This window comes from Rahnella sp. BIGb0603 (assembly GCF_024808755.1).
In the GTDB taxonomy this organism is placed as follows: Bacteria; Pseudomonadota; Gammaproteobacteria; order Enterobacterales; family Enterobacteriaceae; genus Rahnella; species Rahnella contaminans.
Window position 1 is genome coordinate 361,671 of the sequence record NZ_JANUEX010000004.1, and the last position, 21,085, is coordinate 382,755.

18 protein-coding genes are annotated in these 21,085 nt (G+C 52.2%); 4 read left to right on the top strand and 14 right to left on the bottom strand.

The features are described from left to right. Positions 1-50: 50 nt before the first annotated feature. The 5 genes from ispH to ribF form a co-directional block, all read right to left on the bottom strand. A complete protein-coding gene (gene ispH / locus M2403_RS13010) occupies positions 51-1,004 on the bottom strand; it encodes a 4-hydroxy-3-methylbut-2-enyl diphosphate reductase (RefSeq protein ID WP_152325174.1) in 954 nt (317 codons plus the stop codon). After that, positions 985-1,455: an FKBP-type peptidyl-prolyl cis-trans isomerase gene (gene fkpB, locus M2403_RS13015; protein ID WP_152325364.1), complete on the bottom strand. Its 471-nt coding sequence runs from the start codon at positions 1,453-1,455 to the stop codon at positions 985-987. Before fkpB ends, ispH begins: the two co-directional genes overlap by 20 nt. A 5-nt stretch (positions 1,456-1,460) precedes the next feature. Then, a complete protein-coding gene (lspA, locus tag M2403_RS13020) occupies positions 1,461-1,967 on the bottom strand; it encodes a signal peptidase II (protein WP_101075118.1) in 507 nt (168 codons plus the stop codon). Continuing rightward, the gene (gene ileS / locus M2403_RS13025) at positions 1,967-4,783 is read right to left on the bottom strand and encodes an isoleucine--tRNA ligase (RefSeq protein ID WP_152325175.1); all 2,817 of its coding nucleotides are present in this window, start codon (positions 4,781-4,783) and stop codon (positions 1,967-1,969) included. The genes lspA and ileS overlap by 1 nt, the downstream gene beginning before the upstream one ends. 62 nt (positions 4,784-4,845) lie before the next feature. Continuing rightward, positions 4,846-5,784 carry a bifunctional riboflavin kinase/FAD synthetase gene (ribF, locus tag M2403_RS13030; protein ID WP_165058962.1) on the bottom strand — a complete coding sequence of 313 codons (939 nt, stop codon included), beginning with the start codon at positions 5,782-5,784 and terminating at the stop codon, positions 4,846-4,848. Between the two features lie 439 nt (positions 5,785-6,223). Here ribF and rpsT point away from each other — a divergent pair, with 439 nt between their 5' ends. Then, positions 6,224-6,487 carry a 30S ribosomal protein S20 gene (gene rpsT, locus M2403_RS13035; protein WP_104923385.1) on the top strand — a complete coding sequence of 88 codons (264 nt, stop codon included), beginning with the start codon at positions 6,224-6,226 and terminating at the stop codon, positions 6,485-6,487. Between the two features lie 81 nt (positions 6,488-6,568). Here the strand turns inward: rpsT and nhaR are convergent, their stop codons facing one another. The 4 genes from nhaR to dnaK all read right to left on the bottom strand — a co-directional run bounded on the left by nhaR (position 6,569) and on the right by dnaK (position 12,076). Next, positions 6,569-7,456: a transcriptional activator NhaR gene (gene nhaR / locus M2403_RS13040; protein ID WP_152325177.1), complete on the bottom strand. Its 888-nt coding sequence runs from the start codon at positions 7,454-7,456 to the stop codon at positions 6,569-6,571. A gap of 66 nt (positions 7,457-7,522) precedes the next feature. Then, complete coding sequence (nhaA, locus tag M2403_RS13045; RefSeq protein ID WP_259229445.1) at positions 7,523-8,701, bottom strand: Na+/H+ antiporter NhaA; 1,179 nt, start codon at positions 8,699-8,701, stop codon at positions 7,523-7,525. Between the two features lie 239 nt (positions 8,702-8,940). Further along, entirely contained in the window at positions 8,941-10,074 is a 1,134-nt protein-coding gene (dnaJ, locus tag M2403_RS13050) for a molecular chaperone DnaJ (protein WP_165058956.1), read from the bottom strand. A 100-nt stretch (positions 10,075-10,174) separates the two neighbouring features. Then, positions 10,175-12,076 carry a molecular chaperone DnaK gene (gene dnaK, locus M2403_RS13055; RefSeq protein WP_152325180.1) on the bottom strand — a complete coding sequence of 634 codons (1,902 nt, stop codon included), beginning with the start codon at positions 12,074-12,076 and terminating at the stop codon, positions 10,175-10,177. Between the two features lie 319 nt (positions 12,077-12,395). Between dnaK and satP the strand changes: the two genes are divergently transcribed. After that, positions 12,396-12,995: an acetate uptake transporter gene (gene satP / locus M2403_RS13060; RefSeq protein ID WP_104923390.1), complete on the top strand. Its 600-nt coding sequence runs from the start codon at positions 12,396-12,398 to the stop codon at positions 12,993-12,995. Between the two features lie 72 nt (positions 12,996-13,067). On the opposite strand, the gene M2403_RS13065 is transcribed toward satP, so the two are convergent. From M2403_RS13065 to tal, 3 genes are all read right to left on the bottom strand, one after another. Then, positions 13,068-14,390: an MFS transporter gene (locus M2403_RS13065; protein WP_259229447.1), complete on the bottom strand. Its 1,323-nt coding sequence runs from the start codon at positions 14,388-14,390 to the stop codon at positions 13,068-13,070. A 129-nt stretch (positions 14,391-14,519) separates the two neighbouring features. Beyond that, positions 14,520-15,107, bottom strand: a complete 588-nt coding sequence (gene mog, locus M2403_RS13070) for a molybdopterin adenylyltransferase (protein WP_259229448.1) — start codon at positions 15,105-15,107, stop codon at positions 14,520-14,522. A gap of 123 nt (positions 15,108-15,230) precedes the next feature. Further along, positions 15,231-16,184 (bottom strand): transaldolase, encoded by a 954-nt coding sequence (gene tal / locus M2403_RS13075; RefSeq protein ID WP_259229450.1) that lies wholly within the window; start codon positions 16,182-16,184, stop codon positions 15,231-15,233. A gap of 275 nt (positions 16,185-16,459) precedes the next feature. On the opposite strand from tal, the gene M2403_RS13080 reads away from it, so the two are divergent. Then, positions 16,460-17,887 carry a sodium:alanine symporter family protein gene (locus tag M2403_RS13080; protein ID WP_259229452.1) on the top strand — a complete coding sequence of 476 codons (1,428 nt, stop codon included), beginning with the start codon at positions 16,460-16,462 and terminating at the stop codon, positions 17,885-17,887. Positions 17,888-17,999: 112 nt separating this feature from the next. Then, positions 18,000-18,773 (top strand): peroxide stress protein YaaA, encoded by a 774-nt coding sequence (gene yaaA / locus M2403_RS13085; RefSeq protein WP_152325185.1) that lies wholly within the window; start codon positions 18,000-18,002, stop codon positions 18,771-18,773. Between the two features lie 67 nt (positions 18,774-18,840). On the opposite strand, the gene thrC is transcribed toward yaaA, so the two are convergent. Beyond that, entirely contained in the window at positions 18,841-20,130 is a 1,290-nt protein-coding gene (thrC, locus tag M2403_RS13090) for a threonine synthase (RefSeq protein WP_259229453.1), read from the bottom strand. Between the two features lie 24 nt (positions 20,131-20,154). Then, the gene (gene thrB, locus M2403_RS13095) at positions 20,155-21,084 is read right to left on the bottom strand and encodes a homoserine kinase (RefSeq protein ID WP_259229454.1); all 930 of its coding nucleotides are present in this window, start codon (positions 21,082-21,084) and stop codon (positions 20,155-20,157) included. Between the last annotated feature and the right edge of the window lies 1 nt (position 21,085).

Consider the following 21,085-nt stretch of genomic DNA (forward strand, 5'->3'; position numbering starts at 1 on the left):
ACGTAAAAAAACCGGCCACGTGAGCCGGTTTTTTAATTTTATGCGTTTCATCAGTCGATCTGACGCACATCAACACGCAACTCTTTCGGCACTTCGAAGACAATATTTTCTTCACGCCCTTCGATATTAATCACATCGAGGCCACCAAATGCTTTCAGCTTGCTGATCACGTCCTGTACCAAAATATCCGGTGCCGAAGCGCCAGCTGTCACGCCAATGCTTTTCGCATTTTTGAGCCAGCTTTCCTGAATATCTGCCGCAGAGTCGATCAGATAGGAAGGCACACCGACGCGCTGTGCCAGTTCCGCCAGACGGTTGGAGTTGGAAGAGTTCTTCGACCCGACCACCAGCACGACATCCGCGCCATCAGCCAGCGTACGCACGGCTTCCTGACGGTTAGTTGTCGCATAGCAAATATCGTCTTTACGCGGCCCGATAATCTTTGGGAAACGCTCGCGCAGCGCATCAATCACCGCAGACGTATCATCAACAGAAAGCGTAGTTTGTGTCATAAAACACAGGTTATTTTCGTCTTTCACCTGCAATTTATAGACATCTTCCGGCGCCTCGACCAGATACATTCCCCCGTTCGGGTTGCTGTACTGGCCCATTGTGCCTTCCACTTCCGGGTGACCGGCATGACCAATCAGAATCGCTTCCGTACCCTTACGGCTGGCACGCGCGACTTCCATATGGACTTTAGTCACGAGGGGACAAGTGGCGTCAAACAGCATGGTCAGGTCACGCGCTTTCGCTTCAGCACGGACGGCCTGAGACACACCGTGCGCGGAGAAAATCAGAATCGAGCCATCGGGCACTTCGCTGATTTGCTCGATAAAAATCGCCCCACGCTGACGCAGACTGTCAACCACATAGCGGTTGTGTACGACTTCATGACGAACGTAAATCGGCGCGCCGTAAATTTCCAGCGCGCGTTCTACGATGCTGATTGCACGGTCAACGCCCGCACAAAATCCTCGCGGATTAGCCAGCAATATCTGCATGCTTCTCCTCCAGTTGCGGATCGACTTCCAGCACTTCAATATCGAAATCGATATGCTGGCCCGCCAGCGGATGGTTGAAATCTACAGTGATAGAATCTTCCGTCACCTCACGCACCACGCCAGGCATTTCGCTGCCGTCACGCCCGGAAAACAGCATAATCGTGCCGACATCCGGCACGCCTGTTTCCTGGAAATCACGGCGCGAAAAGAACTGAACCAGGTCGGGGCTTTTGCCGCCAAACGCCGATTCAGGTGCAAGGGTAAAGGCGCGTTTATCGCCCACCGTCAGGCCTAACAGCTGATTCTCCAGCGCGTCAGACAAGCTGCCATCGCCAAGGCGAAACAGCGCGGGTTTCCCATTAGCGCGGGTTGATTCTGCCGTCGAACCGTCTTCCAGTTTCAACGTAAAATGCACCAGCACGGCGCTGTCATGTTTCACCTGTTGAGACATCATACTTATCCTTTGCTCTTTTCCGCTTCTTTAGGTTTTGCCAGAAAACCTTCCAGCACGACCAGCGCTGCACCGACGCAAATAAAGCTGTCAGCCAGATTGAACGTCGCGAAATGCCAGTTGCCGACATAGAAGTCGATAAAGTCGACCACGAAACCGTGATACAGGCGGTCGAACAAATTACCTAACGCCCCGCCGATAATCATCGCAAACGCGATGTTATTGAGTTTTTGCTTCGCGGTACCGCGGTACATCAGTACCACCAGCGCCACGACGATTGCCAGTGCAATCACAGCAAAGAACCAGCGCTGCCAGCCGCCTTTATCTGCCAGGAAGCTAAACGCTGCCCCGTGGTTTTGCGCATAGAACAGGTTTAAATACGGGATCAGCGGCATGGATTCGCCAAGCTGGAAGTTCCCCATGATGAGGAACTTACTGCCCAGATCCACGATGATGACCACGACCGCCAGCCAGAGCCAGCGGAGTCCGGTGGAACAGATCGATTTACTCATTATGCAAACTTACGCTCTTCGCCGTCGCCGGCAATGTTGGTCACACAGCGGCCACAGAGTTCGCTGTGTTCCGCGTTCTGGCCGACGTCAGTGGTGTAATGCCAGCAGCGCGGGCACTTGTCGCCTTCTGCTTTTGCCAGACCAATTTTCAGGCCTTTGAGCAATTCACTTGGCTGAGCGGATTCGTCAGCTTCTGACAGCGCAGCCACTTTAGCGCCGGAGGTCAGCAGCACGAAGCGCAGTTCATTGCCCAGTGAGCGCAGATCGGCCGCCAGAGCGTCATCGGCATACAGCGTGACCGCCGCTTCCAGAGAACCGCCCAGACGTTTATCGGCACGCGCCTGTTCAATCACTTTGTTCACTTCGCCACGAACTTTCAGCAGCTCATCCCAGAACGCATCGTTCATGGATTCGTTACCGGTCAGGCCAAACAGACCGTCATACCATTCTTCGGTAAAGACGAATTTCTCACGCTGGCCCGGCAATTCAGCCCAGATTTCATCCGCTGTGAAGGACATGATCGGCGCCATCCAGCGAACCAGTGCTTCGCTGATGTAATACAGCGCGGTCTGGCAGCTGCGACGTGCAACGCTGTCGCTTTTGGCGGTGTACTGGCGATCTTTGATGATATCCAGATAGAAAGAACCCATCTCGATGGAACAGAACTGCATCAGACGCTGAACCACACCGTGGAAATCATAGGCTTCATATGCGGCAATGATCTCTTCTTGTGCAGCTTTTGCGCGGCCAACGGCCCAGCGATCCAGAACGACCATGTCTTCCGGAGCTACGCTGTGCAGCGCCGGATCGAAACCGTTAAGGTTCGCCAGCAGGAAGCGCGCGGTGTTACGGATACGGCGGTAAGAATCCGCGGCACGTTTGAGGATTTCGTCGGACACGGCGATTTCACCGGTGTAATCCGTTGACGCGACCCACAGACGCAGGATGTCGCCACCCAGTTTGTTCATCACGTCCTGAGGCGCGATGGTGTTACCGATGGATTTGGACATTTTGCGACCCTGACCATCCACGGTGAAACCGTGCGTCAGAACTTGTTTGTAAGGCGCTTTGCCTTTCATGGCTGTCGAAATCATCAGTGAAGACATGAACCAGCCGCGATGCTGGTCGGAGCCTTCCAGATACAGATCCGGGGAATGGCCGTTGAACTCAGGACGCACATCCACAACAGAAGAATGCGTAGAACCGGAGTCGAACCACACGTCCAGCGTATCCGGCACTTTGACGTAATCGGCGGCGTCTGCACCCAAAATATCTTCAGGGTTCAGATCCCACCACGCCTGAATACCGTCAACTTCAACGCGTTTTGCGACTTCTTCCATCAGCTCAAGGCTGCGCGGATGCAGTTGCTCAGTGTCTTTGTGAACAAACAGAGACATCGGTACGCCCCAGGTACGCTGACGGGAGATACACCAGTCAGGACGGTTAGCGACCATGTTTTCGATACGCGCCTGACCCCAGTCCGGGATCCACTGAACGCCTTTGATCTCTTCCAGTGACTGCTGACGCAGGCCTTTCTGATCCATGCTGATGAACCATTGCGGCGTGGCGCGGAAGATGATTGGCGTTTTGTGACGCCAGCAGCATGGGTAGCTGTGCGTGATTTTCTCAACGTGCAGCAATGCGCCTTTTTCACGCAGCAGTTCGACGATCAAATCATTGGCTTTAAAGACAAACTTGCCGTCCAGCGTCGGGTAAGTTCCCGGCAGGTAACAACCATTCGGGCCAACCGGGTTAGCCACTTCCAGACCGTATTTCTGGCCGATAACAAAGTCATCAGGACCGTGGCCCGGTGCGGTATGAACAGCACCCGTACCTGCGTCGAGCGTAACGTGATCGCCCAAAATAGCCGGAACATCGAAGCCCAGGAACGGGTGTTTGAAGCGCAGCAATTCAAGATCTGCACCTTTGCATTCCCCCAGCACAGACCATTCTGCGATACCGGCGCGTTTCATCACGCTTTCAACCAGATCGGTTGCCAGAATCAGACACTGGCCTTCCACCTGAACCAGCTGATAAGAGAATTCAGGATTCAGGGAAATTGCGCGGTTTGCAGGCATGGTCCACGGCGTGGTGGTCCAGATAACCAGAGAGATCGGGCCATTAAAGGAAGCCGCACCGAATTTCGCTGCCACAGCCGCTGCGTCAGTGGCGTTAAACATCACATCGATAGACGGGGACGTTTTGTCGTAATACTCAACTTCCGCTTCAGCCAGTGAAGAGCCGCAATCGGTACACCAGTGAACAGGTTTCGCACCTTTATGCAGGTGACCGTTACCGATGATTTTGCCCAGCGCACGGATGATGTTGGCTTCAGTTTTGAAGTCCATGGTCAGGTATGGGTGATCCCAGTCGCCCAACACGCCCAGACGGATGAAGTCTTTCTTCTGGCCTTCAACCTGTTCTGCGGCATATTTACGGCACGCTTCGCGGAACTCAGCCGCCGTCACTTTCTCACCCGGCTTGCCGATCAGTTGCTCAACTTTCAGCTCAATCGGCAGACCATGACAATCCCAACCCGGAACATACGGCGCATCGAAGCCCGCGAGCCCTTTGGACTTGATAATCATGTCCTTAAGAATTTTGTTTACTGAGTGACCAATATGAATGCTGCCGTTCGCATACGGAGGACCGTCATGCAAAATAAAGGTTTTTTTGCCTTTCTTGGCAGCACGAATAATCCCGTACAGATCCTGGTCATACCAATTTTTCAGCATGTCAGGTTCACGCTTGGCCAGATCGCCACGCATCGGGAACCCTGTTTCCGGCAAATTCAGGGTGTTCTTGTAGTCACTCATAGATTCTCGGTTCCGTTTTTCGGCTGGATTCCAGGCTTTGTTACACGCCTGTCAGTACATGTTTAGCGTGGTGTCTTTAACCCAAAGAATTCCCGGGCCGTCACCTCATCGTTCGCAATTTGTTGCTTCAAAGCATCAAGCGAGGAAAAACGCTGTTCGTTGCGCAATTTCGCGCGAAGCACCACGTCAATGTGGCGCCCGTATAGATCTAATGTGGTGTCGAGAAGGTGCACTTCCAACTGCTTGCGCACACCGCCGACCGTCGGGCGTATACCAATATTGGCTACGCCCGGCAAAGGCTCAGGCCCGAGGCCTAATACGTCCACAGCATAAACACCGCGCACGGGTGAAACCACGCGTTTGAGCGGCACGTTGGCCGTTGGGAAGCCGATGGTACGCCCCAGTTTGTCGCCGTGAACAACGCGGCCGGAGATACTGAACGGATGGCCCAGTAAATTTTCGGCCAGCGCCAGATCGTCATCGCGCAGCGCATCGCGAATTGCAGTGCTGCTGATACGATTGCCGCCTTCGCGGAAGGTTTGTGTGCTGATCACTTCAAAGCCATATTCTTCACCGGCTTTCTGTAACAGCTCAAAATCTCCCAGACGGCGCGCGCCAAAGCGGAAATCATCCCCGACAGTCAGGAATCTGACGCCCAGTTTCTCCACCAGCAATTTAGAGATAAATTCCTGAGCAATATGCGCTGCGAACCGGGGTTCGAAGCGTACGCATAACAGATAATCTACTCCGCACTCGGCCAGATACTTGGCTTTGTCACGCAAACTGGTCAGGCGCGCAGGTGCTTTATCACCGGCGAACAGTTCCAGCGGCTGTGGCTCAAAAATCATTACCATCACCGGCAGCCCCAGACGTTGACCTTCCAGCTTTAGCTGTTTGATCAGGGCCTGATGACCACGGTGTACACCATCAAAATTGCCAATAGTCAGCACACATCCATGATGACGTGCTCGAATATTGTGTATTCCGCGAATTAGCTCCATAGCTGGCTCAAATCCAATGCTGACTCATAAAGATGGAAATCGGCGGATTATACCTTGTACAGCCTCCAAGGTTAACCAGCGATTCACAGGATCACACCATTCTCCCTTGCATACGGCAGATATTGCGGTTCAAATGGACGAGTGGCGATGAAAATCTTTCGTTGCATACAGGGAATGCGTGACTTTTCGCATAAACAAGGCGTTAATGGCCGCAGTGGGCAGTTTGTACACTCTCCTGTCGATTTTTCTCGCGAAAGACTGTATTCCGATGCCGGAAGCTGTTAAAATCCTGCGCCATCACAACGTAACAAGCGACGATTAAAGTTTACGCTTAAAAGCGCCGCTTATTTGCACAAATCCGTTGACAAAAGAAGACCGAAAAGGCATATTCCTCGGCCTTTGAATTGTTCATCAATAGAAAAATATTTGGGAGTTGGCCTTGGCTAATATCAAATCAGCTAAGAAACGCGCCGTACAGTCAGAAAAACGCCGTAAGCACAACGCGAGCCGTCGTTCAATGATGCGTACCTTTATCAAAAAGGTACACGCGGCTATCGCAGCAGGCGACAAAACTGCTGCACAAAATGCATTTAACGAAATGCAACCAATTGTGGACCGTCAGTCTTGCAAAGGCCTGATCCACAAAAACAAAGCAGCGCGTCATAAGTCAAACCTGACTGCGCAAATCAACGCAATGCAATAATCGCATTACGCTGAAATGCTTTGATAAAAAAACCGGCCCAGGCCGGTTTTTTTATATCTGAAATTTGAGTCGTTTCCGTTTTCAGGTAAATAGCGCCGAAAAGTCAGTGTGACAAATCCGCTGTACCGAAGGATGCTGGATCATCCTTTCCGCAAAAATCACGTAATACTCTTCCATGATCCCTTCTACACGCCCGACCTCTTCAATTTTCTCATCCTGAAACTCCGTCGAGGAGTAGATAGCCGGTGCGACAAAAATGGCATCGTTGTTCATTCCGAATGCTTTCATCAGCGCCGCGTCATCGAATTCCCCGAGGATATTGACGTTCAGCCCCTGTGTCGTAAACCAGTTCAGCAATTTACGCCCTAACATCGAACGGCGGCCGGGAATAAGCAGTGGGCGTTGCTCAAGGCAGGCCGGAAAATCTACGCCATCCAGCGGCTTGCAACAAAAGAAGCTGATCGGGCTTTCGCCCAGTTTGACTGAAAATAGCCCTTCCTGCTGGGTAGAATCCACCGGACAATCGGACAAAATCATATCCAGCTTATGCAAACTTAGCTGTTCGAGCAGCATTTCGTGTGTCGATTCAAAACAGCGTAAATGAATTTGCGCATTTTCTGGTACGGCGGCTTCCAGCACACGGCTGACCAGACGTTTAGACAACGCATCCGCAACGCCTACATCAAACAGCAGGCTCGACTCTTTGCGGTAATTCACGATATCCAGCATTTCCTGACTCAGGGTGAACATTTTGTCCGCATAGCGATAGACCAGCTGACCCAGCTCGGAAGGTATCAGCCCGCGCCCTTGCCGCTTAAAAAGTTTACCGCCGAGCCTTTCTTCCAGTGATTTGATCTGGCCGGTGATTGTTTGCGGGGTGAGATACAACGCCTCGGCGGCTCCCACAACAGAACCTGATTTACACACGTGCCAAAAATAATACAAATGGTTGTAGTTAATATGAGGCATGGTTTCATCCTTTTCTGAAGCACGAGATTGCTATCAGGTTGCGCGACTCAGCGCGCAACCTGTCGGTCAATGTTTAACAACTTTCTTTGGCAAAGCACGGCTCAACAGCACATATCCAAGCAGTGCCGAAGCCACTGATCCCATCAGTATGCCCATTTTCGCGTAAGTCAGCAGTGCCGGATCCCGCAGGGCGAAAGCCAGTGAACCAATGAAAATCGACATGGTGAAACCAATGCCGCACAGCACGGAAACGGCTGAAATCTGGCCGAATGAAATCCCTGACGGTAAACGGGTGATGCCCAATTTAAGCGCCACGCTGCTGAACAACATGATGCCCAGCGGTTTACCCAGCAATAAGCCGGCCGCAATCCCCATTGGCAGCAGGGAAAATGCGCCGGAAGCCGTCACGCCCTGCAAAGAAATCCCCGCATTCGCAAAAGCAAAAATGGGCAAAATAAACCAGGCAACGTACGGATGAATTCCGTGCTCCAGGCGGCGTGCCGGTGAAGCCTTATTTTTTTTAGTATTCAGCGGGATCAGAAACCCGAGAACCACGCCCGCCAATGTCGCATGGATGCCTGATTTCAGAACGCATACCCAGAAAATTGCACCAATCAGCAGGTAAGGCGTCAGTTTAGTGACCCCGCGCCAGTTAAGGCAGGCCAGCGCGGCGATGCAGACTGCCGACAATCCCAGCGCCATCATCGAAATATCGTGGCTGTAGAACAGCGCGATGATCACGATGGCACCCAGATCATCAATGATGGCCAGCGCCAGCAGGAAAACTTTCAACCCGGTAGGTACGCGTGATCCCAACAGCGCCATAACCCCCAGCGCAAAAGCGATATCCGTTGCAGCCGGGATTGCCCAGCCCTGACGTGCAATTTCGTCATTGCCGTTGAACAGCAGATAAATCAGCGCCGGAACGATCATACCGCCCAGCGCGGCGATAGCCGGGAACAGTGCCTGCTCGCGATTGGCCAGTGCGCCTTCACACATCTCCCGCTTAACTTCCAGACCAATCATCAGGAAAAACACCGCCATCAGGCCGTCGTTAATCCACAGCAAAAGCGGTTTGTCGATCAGCAATTCAGAGAAGCGCAGCGTGACCGGAATATCTAAAAACGCCTGATAAGCGCCCTGCAACGGGCTGTTTGCCATAACCAGTGCCACAACGGCGGCAATGATGAGCACAATTCCGCCCGCAGCTTCCATACGCAAAAAACGACGAATTAAATTCGACATTCTGACTCTCCTGTTAATTAAGCGTGGCTAAAAACGGGAAGCCACAATGGGATGCGCGAATTGTACGCAGTGATTCACTTCGTAAAAACTCGTTTATTTCTGGAGTATACATCGGTTTTTACGAATTATTTATTGGCCGCTTTCACCGTTTTTTTAAAAAAATCCCATAAAAAAATCCCCGGCGCGAATTGCTGCCGGGGATTTGTCTGGACTATACCGTTCCTGTTTGCAGGAACCGGTTAACGTGTCAGATCATCGAAAAACTTTTTCACGCCGTCCAGAAAGCTTTTAGAGCGCGGGCTATTTTTTTCGCCCGATACGCCACCAAAGCTTTCTTCCAGATCACGCAGCAATTGTTTTTGCTTTTCGCTCAGGCTGACCGGTGTTTCGACTACAACACGGCACATTAAGTCGCCCTGCGCGCCGCCACGTACGGATTTCACACCGCGTCCGCGCATACGGAACATCTTGCCGGTTTGCGTTTCGGCTGGGATCTTCAGGCTCACGCGACCATCAAGCGTAGGAACCTCAATTTCGCCACCCAGTGCAGCCATCGCAAAGTTGATTGGCACTTCGCAGTACAGGTTGTTGCCTTCGCGCTCAAAAATTTTGTGCGCTTTGACCTGAACCTGAACGTACAGATCGCCTGACGGTGCGCCATGCTCACCCGCTTCGCCTTCACCTTCCAGACGAATACGGTCACCGGTATCTACACCTGCAGGAATTTTAACGGACAGCGTTTTCGAACGTTCTACGCGGCCATGACCGTGACATTTGTTGCACGGATCTTTGATAACTTTACCGCGCCCCTGACAGGTCGGACACGCCTGTTGCACAGTAAAGAAGCCCTGACGCATCTGCACCTGGCCCGCACCGTGACAGGTTGGACAGGTCGTTGGTGAACTACCCGCTTTCGCGCCGCTGCCGTGGCAAACGTCACATTCATCCAGTGTCGGGATGCGGATTTCTTTGGTGACACCACGAACGGCCTCTTCCAGAGTCAGATCCATGTTGTAACGCAGATCTGAACCCCGGCTGGCACGCTGACGGCGACCGCCGCCAAAGATGTCGCCAAAGACGTCACCAAAGATGTCGCTGAAATCTGCACCGCCGCCGCCGTAACCACCGCCACCGCCCATGCCGCCCTGTTCAAAGGCTGCATGACCATACTGGTCATAGGCCGCACGCTTTTGCGCATCGGTCAGAATTTCATAAGCTTCTTTAATTTCTTTAAATTTGCTTTCAGACTCTTTATCGCCCTGATTACGGTCAGGGTGATGCTTCATTGCCAGGCGCTTGTAGGCCTTTTTGATTTCGCGCTCATCGGCCGTTTTAGAAACGCCCAACAGCTCGTAATAATCTTGCTTCGCCATGCTTTTTCCTGCCCTCAACATGCGTGCACGGGCGTAGAGTTTCCTCGACGCCCGTGCTGGTTTTCAGTAATGAACTCTTACTGTGCCCGCTAAAGGGCGATTATTTCTTGTCTTTAACTTCTTCGAATTCAGCATCAACAACGTCGTCATCTTTCTTCGCGCTGTCATCGCTGCCTTCGGTCTGGCCTTGCTGCTGAGCCATTTCCATCAGTTTGCCGGAAACCTGAACCAGCGCCTGGATTTTCGCTTCGATATCAGCCTTGTCTTCACCTTTAGCAGAAACTTCCAGTGCTTTCAGGGCTTCTTCAACCGCAGTTTTGTCTTCAGCTGGCAGTTTGTCGCCGGCTTCTTCCAGTTGCTTACGGGTTCCGTGGATCAGGTGGTCCGCCTGGTTGCGGGTCTGAACCAGTTCTTCAAACTTACGGTCGGCTTCAGCATTCGCTTCAGCATCGTTGACCATTTGCTGGATCTCTTCTTCCGTCAGACCAGAAGATGCCTTGATGGTGATCTTCTGCTCACGGCCGGTATTTTTGTCTTTCGCAGACACATGCAGGATACCGTCGGCGTCAAGGTCGAAGGTCACTTCGATCTGTGCCTGACCGCGTGGCGCTGCCTGAATACCGTCCAGGTTGAACTGACCCAGAGATTTGTTATCACTTGAACGTTTACGCTCACCCTGCAACACATGGATGGTTACTGCAGACTGGTTGTCTTCCGCAGTAGAGAACACCTGGCTGTGTTTTGTCGGGATAGTGGTGTTTTTGGTGATGAGCGGAGTCATCACGCTGCCCATGGTTTCGATACCCAGAGACAACGGAGTCACGTCCAGTAACAGAACGTCTTTAACATCACCTGCCAGCACACCACCCTGAACTGCTGCACCGATTGCCACAGCTTCGTCCGGGTTCACGTCTTTACGTGGTTCTTTACCAAAGAATTCAGCAACTTTCTTCTGAACCATTGGCATACGCGTCTGACCACCGACCAGGATCACGTCCTGAACGTCAGATACAGACAGACCTGCGTCTTTCAGAGCCACTTTCAGTGGTTCAATACAACGGTTAACCAGGTCTTCCACCAAAGATTCCAGTTTTGCACGGGTCACTTTGATGTTCATGTGTTTTGGACCGGTTGCATCCGCAGTGATATACGGCAGGTTAACGTCGGTCTGCTGAGCAGAAGACAGTTCAATCTTCGCTTTTTCAGCCGCTTCTTTCAGACGTTGCATTGCCAGCGGATCATTACGCAGATCCATACCTTGTTCTTTCTTGAACTCTTCAACCAGATAGTTGATCAGACGGCTGTCGAAGTCTTCACCACCGAGGTGAGTATCACCGTTGGTTGCCAGAACTTCGAAGGTTTTTTCACCGTCAACTTCGTCGATTTCGATAATTGAGATATCGAAAGTACCACCACCGAGGTCGTATACCGCGATAGTGCGGTTACCGACTTCACGATCCAGGCCGTAAGCCAGTGCCGCTGCGGTCGGTTCGTTGATGATACGTTTGACTTCCAGACCTGCGATACGGCCGGCGTCTTTCGTTGCCTGACGCTGTGCATCGTTGAAGTATGCAGGTACGGTGATAACAGCTTCAGTTACCGGTTCGCCCAGATAATCTTCAGCAGTTTTCTTCATTTTCTTCAACACTTCAGCAGAGATCTGCGGAGGTGCAATTTTCTGACCTTTAATGTCGATCCAGGCGTCGCCGTTGTCGGAGCCTACGATCTGGTAAGGCATGATGCCTTTGTCGCGTTGTACTTCTTCATCCTGGAAGCGACGGCCAATCAGGCGTTTGATCGCAAACAAGGTGTTCTGCGGGTTGGTCACTGCCTGACGTTTAGCCGGAGAACCTACCAGAGTCTCGCCATCTGCCGCATAAGCGATGATGGAAGGAGTGGTGCGGTCGCCTTCAGCATTCTCCAGTACACGAGCAGTCGTGCCATCCATGATAGCTACACAAGAGTTGGTGGTGCCCAGGTCGATCCCAATAATTTTACCCATCTAAAACGTCTCCACTTAAATTCATATTCGTTCAGGTTGCTACTGTATATGAGGACGATCTTTTCGATTTCAACAGCCCCATATTACGGTTTTACCGACGGTAACAACTGCGGTTGAGGATAAGATGGGGCCATGACGCTCAGCATCAAGGGGCAAAGTGAAAAAAAATCTTCAATTGCTGTTACGCCAGATCAATGTTTACTGACGCAACCCTCCTTATGATGCCGCGCGCTTCTAAAGATATGCGGCTTTTTTACCCATTTCCCAAGCGTTTCTTCCCCCGATTATCAATTAATAATAATTCTGATACAGAGGATCTATGCAGACCAAAACGTTGGCAAATCCAGGCCCGCTCGGGTTAATGGGATTTGGTATGACTACTATCTTGTTGAATTTACACAACGCAGGATTTTTCCCGCTGACCGCTGTTATTGTCAGCATGGGAATTTTTTATGGTGGTTTGATTCAAATTCTTGCAGGGATGATGGAATTTAAAAAAGGGAATACCTTCGGCACCACGGCGTTTACCTCCTACGGTGCGTTCTGGCTGAGCCTGGTCGGTATTCTGATGCTGCCACGCATGGGCATGGCCGATGCCAGCAGCGAAAGTTTCCTGGGCGCTTATCTGGGCATCTGGGGCGTTTTCACTCTCTTTATGTTTTTTGGCACGTTGAAAGCAAACCGTGGTTTACAGGTCGTTTTCGGCAGCCTGACTATTTTGTTTGCCCTGCTGTGTTTCGGCAACATGACCGGCAATACAGCAGTTCTGCATTTTGCAGGTTTTGAAGGTATCTTCTGTGGCGCCAGCGCGATTTATCTGGCGATGGCCGAAGTGCTCAACGAGCAGTATGGCCGCACCGTTTTGCCGATTGGCGAACCGAAAAGCCACGCTCGCGATGTGAATGCGGTTACGGCATAACGCACGACGTATCAGATGAAAAAGCCCCGATGAACGGGGCTTTTTTTTGCGCCAAAAATGAGTTTAAGAAACTTACTGGCCGGAAGCGGCGCGCTCTGCAAATTTAGCTTCGCGGGCGGTTTCACTGTTCAGATCACGGCTGAGATAAATGCCGGTCAGTAAACCAATCACGGACAATGCCAGCACGTAATAAGCCGGTGCCATAGGTGTCAGACGCATGATAAGCGTCACGAACACCGGCGTCAGGCCACCAAAAATGGCATAAGCCACATTGTAAGAGAAAGAAATCCCGGTAAACCGCACTTCCGCCGGGAAAGCCCGCACCATCACATACGGCACCGCGCCAACCACGCCCACGCTTAAACCGGCCAGCGCGTACATTCCCATCAGCACAGACGGGTCAGCCGCAACCATATGATAGAAAGACCAACTGCAAATACCGAGGAAGAGGCTGCCGATAATAAACGTCTTACTGGCGCCCAGACGATCCACAACACTGCCCGAAATAATGCAGCCGAACATCAGCGCAACAGTGGCGAGGCAGTTTGCCTGCAACGCCGCTGCCGCCGGAATACCAAACTGTTTTTGCAGCCACGTTGGCGTCATCAGAATAACGACTACGATCCCCGCGGACAGCAGCCATGTCATCAGCATCGACACCACGATTTCTTTTTTATGATTCGCGACAACGGCCTTCAGCGGCAATTCTTCGGCCAGCGCTTTGTGGGCTTTCATCTCGATAAAGACCGGCGTTTCCTGCAACCAGCGGCGCAGATACAGGGCGATTAACCCGAAGATCCCACCGATAAAGAAGGGAATGCGCCAGCCATACTGGCTGATCGCGGCAGGCGCCATACTGGTGTTCAGTAAAGTTGCCACAAGAGAACCCAGCAGGATACCCATTGTCAGGCCAGCTGTCAGCGTTCCGCAGGCAAAACCAATACGGTTACGCGGGACATGTTCCGCCACAAAAACCCAGGCTCCCGGCACTTCGCCGCCGATCGCTGCGCCCTGCAAAATACGCATCAGTAACAGCAATAACGGTGCGGCAATGCCGATCGAAGCGTACGTCGGCAGGAGCCCCATCGCCAGCGTCGGTAACGCCATCAGCAGAATACTCAGGCTGAACATCCGTTTGCGGCCAACCAGATCCCCAAAGTGCGCCATGATAATGCCGCCCAGCGGCCGCGCCAGATAACCGGCGGCAAAAATGCCAAACGTCTGAACCTGACGCAGCCAGTCGGGCATATCAGCCGGGAAGAAAAGGTCGCCAATAACCGCAGCGAAGAAGACGAAAATGATGAAATCGTAGAATTCGAGGGCGCCGCCCAGCGCAGCCAGGGAAAGCGTTTTGAAGTCCTGCCGGTTCAGCCGGCGCGATTGTGCGTGTTGCATAAGAGTCCGTGTAACGCCAGAGTGAAAATGGAAACGGTTTTTGCCGCTTTCTGTAAAGTAATTATTACTATAGCGGCAAATATTTTTCACACCAGAGCGCCTGAATCTTATTTCAAAAACAAAGCGTATTCAGTTTTTTGTGTCGCGACGGGCACTTTTTGGACGAAATGCTGCTACCACATGGTCGTGCGTTTCAATATACGGCCCGTCGAGCAACTGGATGCAGTAAGGCACGCTGGCGAAAATACCGGAAACGATCACTTTGCCTTCCGCGTCTTTCAGCCCTTCCAGCGTTTCCTGAATAGATTTGGGCTGTCCCGGTAAGTTGAGGATCAGCGCCTGTTTGCGGATCACGCCGACCTGACGCGATAAAATTGCCGTCGGGACAAAGTGCAGGCTGATCTGACGCATCTGTTCACCAAAGCCCGGCATCTCACGATCGGCGATGGCCAGCGTGGCGTCCGGTGTCACATCACGGCGCGCCGGGCCGGTTCCGCCGGTAGTCAGCACCAGATTACAGCCGCTTTCATCGACCAGCTCGCTGATCGCCTGTTCAATCAGAGGTTGTTCATCCGGAATAAGCCGGGTTTCGAGCTTAAAGGGCGTGATGAGCGCTTTCTCCAGCCATTCTTCCAGCGCCGGAATACCTTTGTCCTGATACACCCCACCCGACGCACGGTCTGACACCGATACCAGACCAATTCGCAATTTATCCATGCCATTTCTCCGTGACAAAATCTGCTTTCAATAAGCCTCATTATATCGATAACGGCACGGGGTTTTATCGCAGACACAAAAAAAGCGGCTGATTAGCCGCTTTTTGTCGAAACTGAGTGCTAATTACAGCAGATCAGAGATCATTTTTTCCAGTTTACCCTGGTCAACAGCAAACTTACGGATACCGTCCGCCAGTTTGTCGACAGCCATTGGATCCTGGTTGTGTTCCCAGTAGAACTGAGGTTCAGTCAGTGGTGCAGGACGCGGTTTGGTTTCACCGGAGAAGGACAGTTTGCGCTCCAGCGGACCTTCGCTTTCAGCCAGCTCTTTAAGCAGCGCAGGGGCGATAGTCAGTCGGTCACAGCCGGCCAGTTCAATGATTTCGCCGATGTTACGGAAGCTTGCGCCCATCACGACAGTTTCGTAGCCGTGTTGTTTGTAGTATTCGTAAATTTCGGTCACAGACACAACGCCCGGATCTTCATTCGGTGCGAACTCTTTTTTGTCGCCATTGGCTTTGTACCAGTCGAGGATACGGCCAACGAATGGAGAAATCAGGAACACACCGGCTTCTGCACATGCACGTGCCTGAGCGAAGGAGAACAGCAGCGTCAGGTTACAGTTGATGCCTTCTTTTTCCAGTTTTTCCGCTGCTCGGATACCCTGCCAGGTAGAAGCCAATTTGATCAGGATACGGTCATTACTGATGCCCGCATCGTTGTACAGTTTGATCAGGCGTTTCGCTTTTGCCACGCTCGCGTCTGTGTCGTAAGACAGACGGGCATCTACTTCTGTTGAAATACGGCCCGGGACAAGTTTCAGGATTTCCAGACCGATGTTCACTGCCAGTTTGTCAGCTGCATCAGTAATCTGCTGATCGTGATCACTGCTCTGGTCACGTGCCCAGGCGATTGCTTCGTCGATCAGTTTACGGTATTCAGGAATTTGCGCAGCGCTGAGGATCAGTGACGGGTTAGTGGTCGCATCCTGCGGCTGGTACAACTTCATTGCCGCGATATCTCCGGTGTCAGCAACAACCTGAGTCATTTGGCGTAGGGAAGTCAGTTTATCGGTCATTTTGGCATATCTCATCGTTTGGACGTTTTCGTATAGGCATTTTCATGCCTTGCCTTTGGCTGATGATAACATGCAAAAAGCCACGCGCAAGGCGCTTATCACGGCATGCTCGGCTACGAACATCTATGGATTTCTCACCTTCCAAAACACACAAAATCAGCCAATTTGCATATGTCCCCGTTTCAATAAAAAAGGTATGTTAGCCAACCAAAGTGGTCATAGCCCTCAGAGCGAACAACTAAAAAAATGAAGGGTTTATCAACCAAGGATAATTCATGAATGATCTGCTGGATTTTTTTGACACCATTCTCTGGAGTTCCATCCTGATTTACCTGCTGTTTGGCACCGGCATTTACCTCACCATGCGCCTGAGTTTCATCCAGTTCCGTCGTTTCAGACATCTGTTTTCCCCTGCCCTTTTTACGACTGGCCGCGATCCACGAGGAATGTCACCCTGGGGCTCGCTGTGCCTGAGTTTATCCTCACGTATTGGTACCGGTAACCTGACCGGCGTGGCGATAGCCATTACCCTCGGAGGACCCGGCGCGATTTTCTGGATGTGGGTCATCGCCGTTTTCAGCATGGCAACGGCCCTGATTGAAAACACGCTGGCACAGATATACAAAGGCGCGGGCGAACGCGGTAAATTTCGCGGCGGACCGGCAGATTACATGGAGAAAGGGCTGGGCATGCGGTGGATGGGCATTCTGTTTTCCTTCCTGATGGTTGTCTCCTGCGGCTTTGTTTTCAGTGCGTTACAGGCTAATTCCATTGCTCAGGCCTCCTTTCATTTGCTACATGTTCCCCATCTGACCACCGCCGCTATTCTGGCTACGATGACCGCTCTGCTGATTTTTGGCGGTATACGTTCTGTTATCTGGCTGTCCAAATGGATGGTTCCGCTGACGGCCATTGCGTACCTGCTGCTGGCGATCTGGGTCATCGGTCATAACATCGAAAAATTGCCGCAGGTGATTGCGCTGGTCTTCAAAAGCGCTTTCGGCTTACAGGAAGCGGCCTCCGGCGCTCTGGCTTATGGCGTCACGCAGGCCATCACTCAGGGAATGCAGCGCGGCGTTTTTGCGAGCGAAGCGGGCGTCGGTTCGTCACCAAACGCGGCGGCGATGGCGTCGGTCACCCACCCCGCCACCATGGGCTTCAACCAGATGTTTGCCGTCTTTATCGATACCGTGGTGATTTGCACCGCCACGGCGCTGATTGTGCTGACGTCAGGCGTGCTTGATCATCCGGACGCGCCTTTTGGTATCCGCTTATTACAGCAGGCCATCACGCCCGCAACGGGCGGGTGGAGCCACATCGCACTGGCCGTGCTGGTGTTTTCCTTCGCCTTTACTTCTATCTCAGGCAACTACGCGTATGCGGAAAACAATCTGAGTTTCGTTCACCGCGCCGCGCCGTATAAATTGCTGATTTTCCGCCTGATGGTCATCGGGATGGTGTTCTGCGGCTGTCTGATGGAACTGCATATCGTCTGGAAACTGGCGGATATCTTCATGGCGCTGATGGCAATACTGAACCTGACCGCACTGCTGCTGCTTTCGGGCGTGGCGGTCAAAGTGGTGAAAGACTACGAACGCCAGCAACGTATGGGGAAAACACCGGTTTTTAATCCCGACCATTTCCCGGAATTACGCGACCAGCTGGAGCCGGGAATTTGGGATAAAAAAACGTCCCGGCGCTGACAGTTAAGCTTTTACCTATCGATATCATGGCTCCCCCGCGGCGGCTTTTTTGCTACAGTAGTGCAACGAAAAAATCCCAAATTTAAAGCGTCACTGACCAACGGACGAGACCATGCTGACCATTATTTCACCTGCCAAAACGCTCGATTACGAAAGCCCGCTTGCGACAACGCGCTATACCCAACCTGAGTTGCTGGATAAATCGGCTCAGTTGATCACCGTGGCGCGTAAAATGTCGCCTGCGCAGATCTCTTCACTGATGGGGATCAGCGATAAACTGGCCCACCTGAACGCCGAACGCTTCAATGACTGGCAGCCGGATTTCACGCCGAAAAATGCCCGTCAGGCGCTTCTGGCCTTTAAAGGTGATGTGTATACCGGCCTGCAGGCGGAAGATTTCAGCGAGAAAGATTTCGATTTTGCCCAAAAACATCTGCGCATGTTGTCCGGTTTATACGGCCTGCTGCGTCCGCTGGATTTGATGATGCCGTATCGTCTTGAAATGGGTATCCGTCTGGAAAACCCGCAGGGCATGAATCTGTATGCTTTTTGGGGCGATTTACTGACTGAGAAACTCAACCTGTTGCTCAGCGAACAAAAAAGCAAAGTGCTGGTAAATCTGGCATCCGATGAATACTTCAAAGCGGTAAAACCTAAACTGCTGAATGGCGAAATCATAAAGCCGGTATTCCTCGATGAGAAAAACGGCAAATACAAAGTCATCAGCTTCTATGCCAAAAAAGCACGTGGCCTGATGAGCCGCTTCATTATCAAAGAGCGTCTGGATAAGCCGAAACAACTTCAGGATTTCAATCTGGAAGGTTACGAATTTGATGAATCACGTTCACAGGGCAATGAACTGGTATTTACCCGCCCTGAACGCTGAGTTTACTGAGTCGTAAACATAAAAAAGCCCTCACGAAGAGGGCTTTTGCATTTGTGAATCAGCGTATTTATTCAGGCAGCGCCATCAGGAATGCACGCATTTCGCTGAAGTCAGCCGGGAGATTGTGCGACAACAATGGCAGGTCTGCACGATCTGCCAGTTCTTTCGGCAAACCGATGTCCTGATCCAAAATCGCTTCCACGCTCTCTTTGAATTTTGCCGGATGCGCGGTGCCGATGAACAGGCCGAATTCGCCCGGTTGCAACTGGTCACGCAGTACCCGGTAAGCAATCGCCGCGTGAGGTTCAGAGATATATCCGATATTCGCCAGCTCGCGCATCGCGTCTTCGGTGGTGTCGTCACTGACCGCGCCGAAGCCCAGATCTTTCAGCTGCCAGGTTTTACGGCGATACAGTTCTTCCACGCGCGGCCAGTTGTTTGGCTGGCTGACGTCCATGGCGTTCGACAATGTCGCAACGGTTTTCTTCGGTTCCCATTCGCCATTGCTCAGGAAACGCGGCACGGTGTCATTGGCGTTGGTGGCAGCTATAAAACGCTTCACCGGCAGACCGAGAGATTTCGCCAGCAAACCGGCAGTCAGATCACCAAAGTTGCCGCTTGGTACAGAAACTACCAGCTGATTACGGGCTTCCTGAGGCAGTTGTGCCACGGCTTCGAAGTAATAGCAAATCTGCGCCAGCAGACGGCTGATGTTGATGGAGTTCGCGGAATTGAGCTTCAGGGCATGTTTCAGTTCTTCATCATCAAACGCCTGTTTGACCAGCGCCTGACAGGCATCGAAATCGCCATCGATAGCCACGGTGTGAATATTGCCACCGAGAGTACAGAACAATTTTTCCTGAAGCGGGCTGATTTTGCCACGCGGATACAGGATCACTACACGAACGTTTTTCAGACCGTGGAAAGCGTGCGCCACAGCAGCACCGGTATCACCGGATGTTGCGGTCACGATCGTGACCGGCTGATCGCCAGAAACCTGCGTCAGGATCTGCGCCATGAATCGGCCACCGAAATCTTTAAATGCCAGGGTCGGGCCGTGGAACAGCTCCAGACAGGCAATATCGTCTTCCACTTTTGCGACAGGCGCCGGGAAGGCAAACGCGTTTTTCACGCGCTGATGCAATTCATCTTCAGGAATTTCATCGCCGATGAAAGCAGAAAGAATGCGCGTGCTGCGGGTGACGAAATCCAGATCCAGCAGGCGGTCAATTTCAGTCAGCTCAAACTCCGGCAGGTCGAGCGGGAAGAATAATCCCTGTTGTTTGCCCAGACCTTGTTTGACGGCCTGCGCAAAACTCACTTGCTCGTTGTGATCCTTCAGGTTGTACAGTTTCATTAGTTATCCCAGTCGATTATCGAGTTATCCCAATACCCGCGCGCCAGCGGTATCCAGACGACAAATATGAACAAAGCCTTCGTCATTTTGCAGATAGTGTGTCTGCAACCAGTCGGCCATACGTTTCGCCGTTGCGCTGTCATTGCAGACGGCAAACAGCGTCGGGCCGGAACCGGAAATCCCGCAAGCCAGCGCACCGATTTCTTCGGCCGCGCTGCGTGCTTCGGCAAAACCCGGCAGAAGACGTGTGCGGTAAGGTTCGGCGATCACATCTCTCATCAGCTTCGCGGCCAGCGCCGGCTGCTGTGTGTGGCACGCATGAATAAAGCCCGCCAGATAACGCCCGTGGCTGATGCAATCCTGGCGGCGATACTGCGCCGGTAAAATCGCGCGTGCTTCCGCCGTCGATACTTTGATGCCCGGATACGCCATCACCCACAGCCAGTCGTCAAAACTTGGCACGTTCTGGCTGATGATATCCAGCTCTTCGAGCATCAGCTGGATGCCACCCAGATAGCATGGTGCGACGTTATCAAAGTGCACACTGCCAGAAATTCGCCCTTCCAGCTCGCCCATCAGCTCCAGCATTTTGTTGTCGCTGAGCGGCTTGCCGCAGAATTCGTTCATTGCCATCAGACCGGCAACCACCGAACAGGCGCTGGAACCTAATCCGGAGCCGATCGGCATATTTTTTTCAAGCGTCATAGCCACCGGCACATCTTTGCCGATTTCCTGACAGAAACGCTGCCAGCACTGATAAACGATGTTGTCTTCCATCCGGTCAGGCAGTTTGGAAACAAACTTGCCTTCGTTTTTCAGGCTGAATTTTGTGGCGGCTTCTACCGATACACAATCACCCAGAAGCGTGCCATCCACCGGAGACACTGCGGCGCCCAGAACGTCAAAACCTACGCTGACGTTCCCAATTGAAGCCGGGGCATACACCTTAACCATA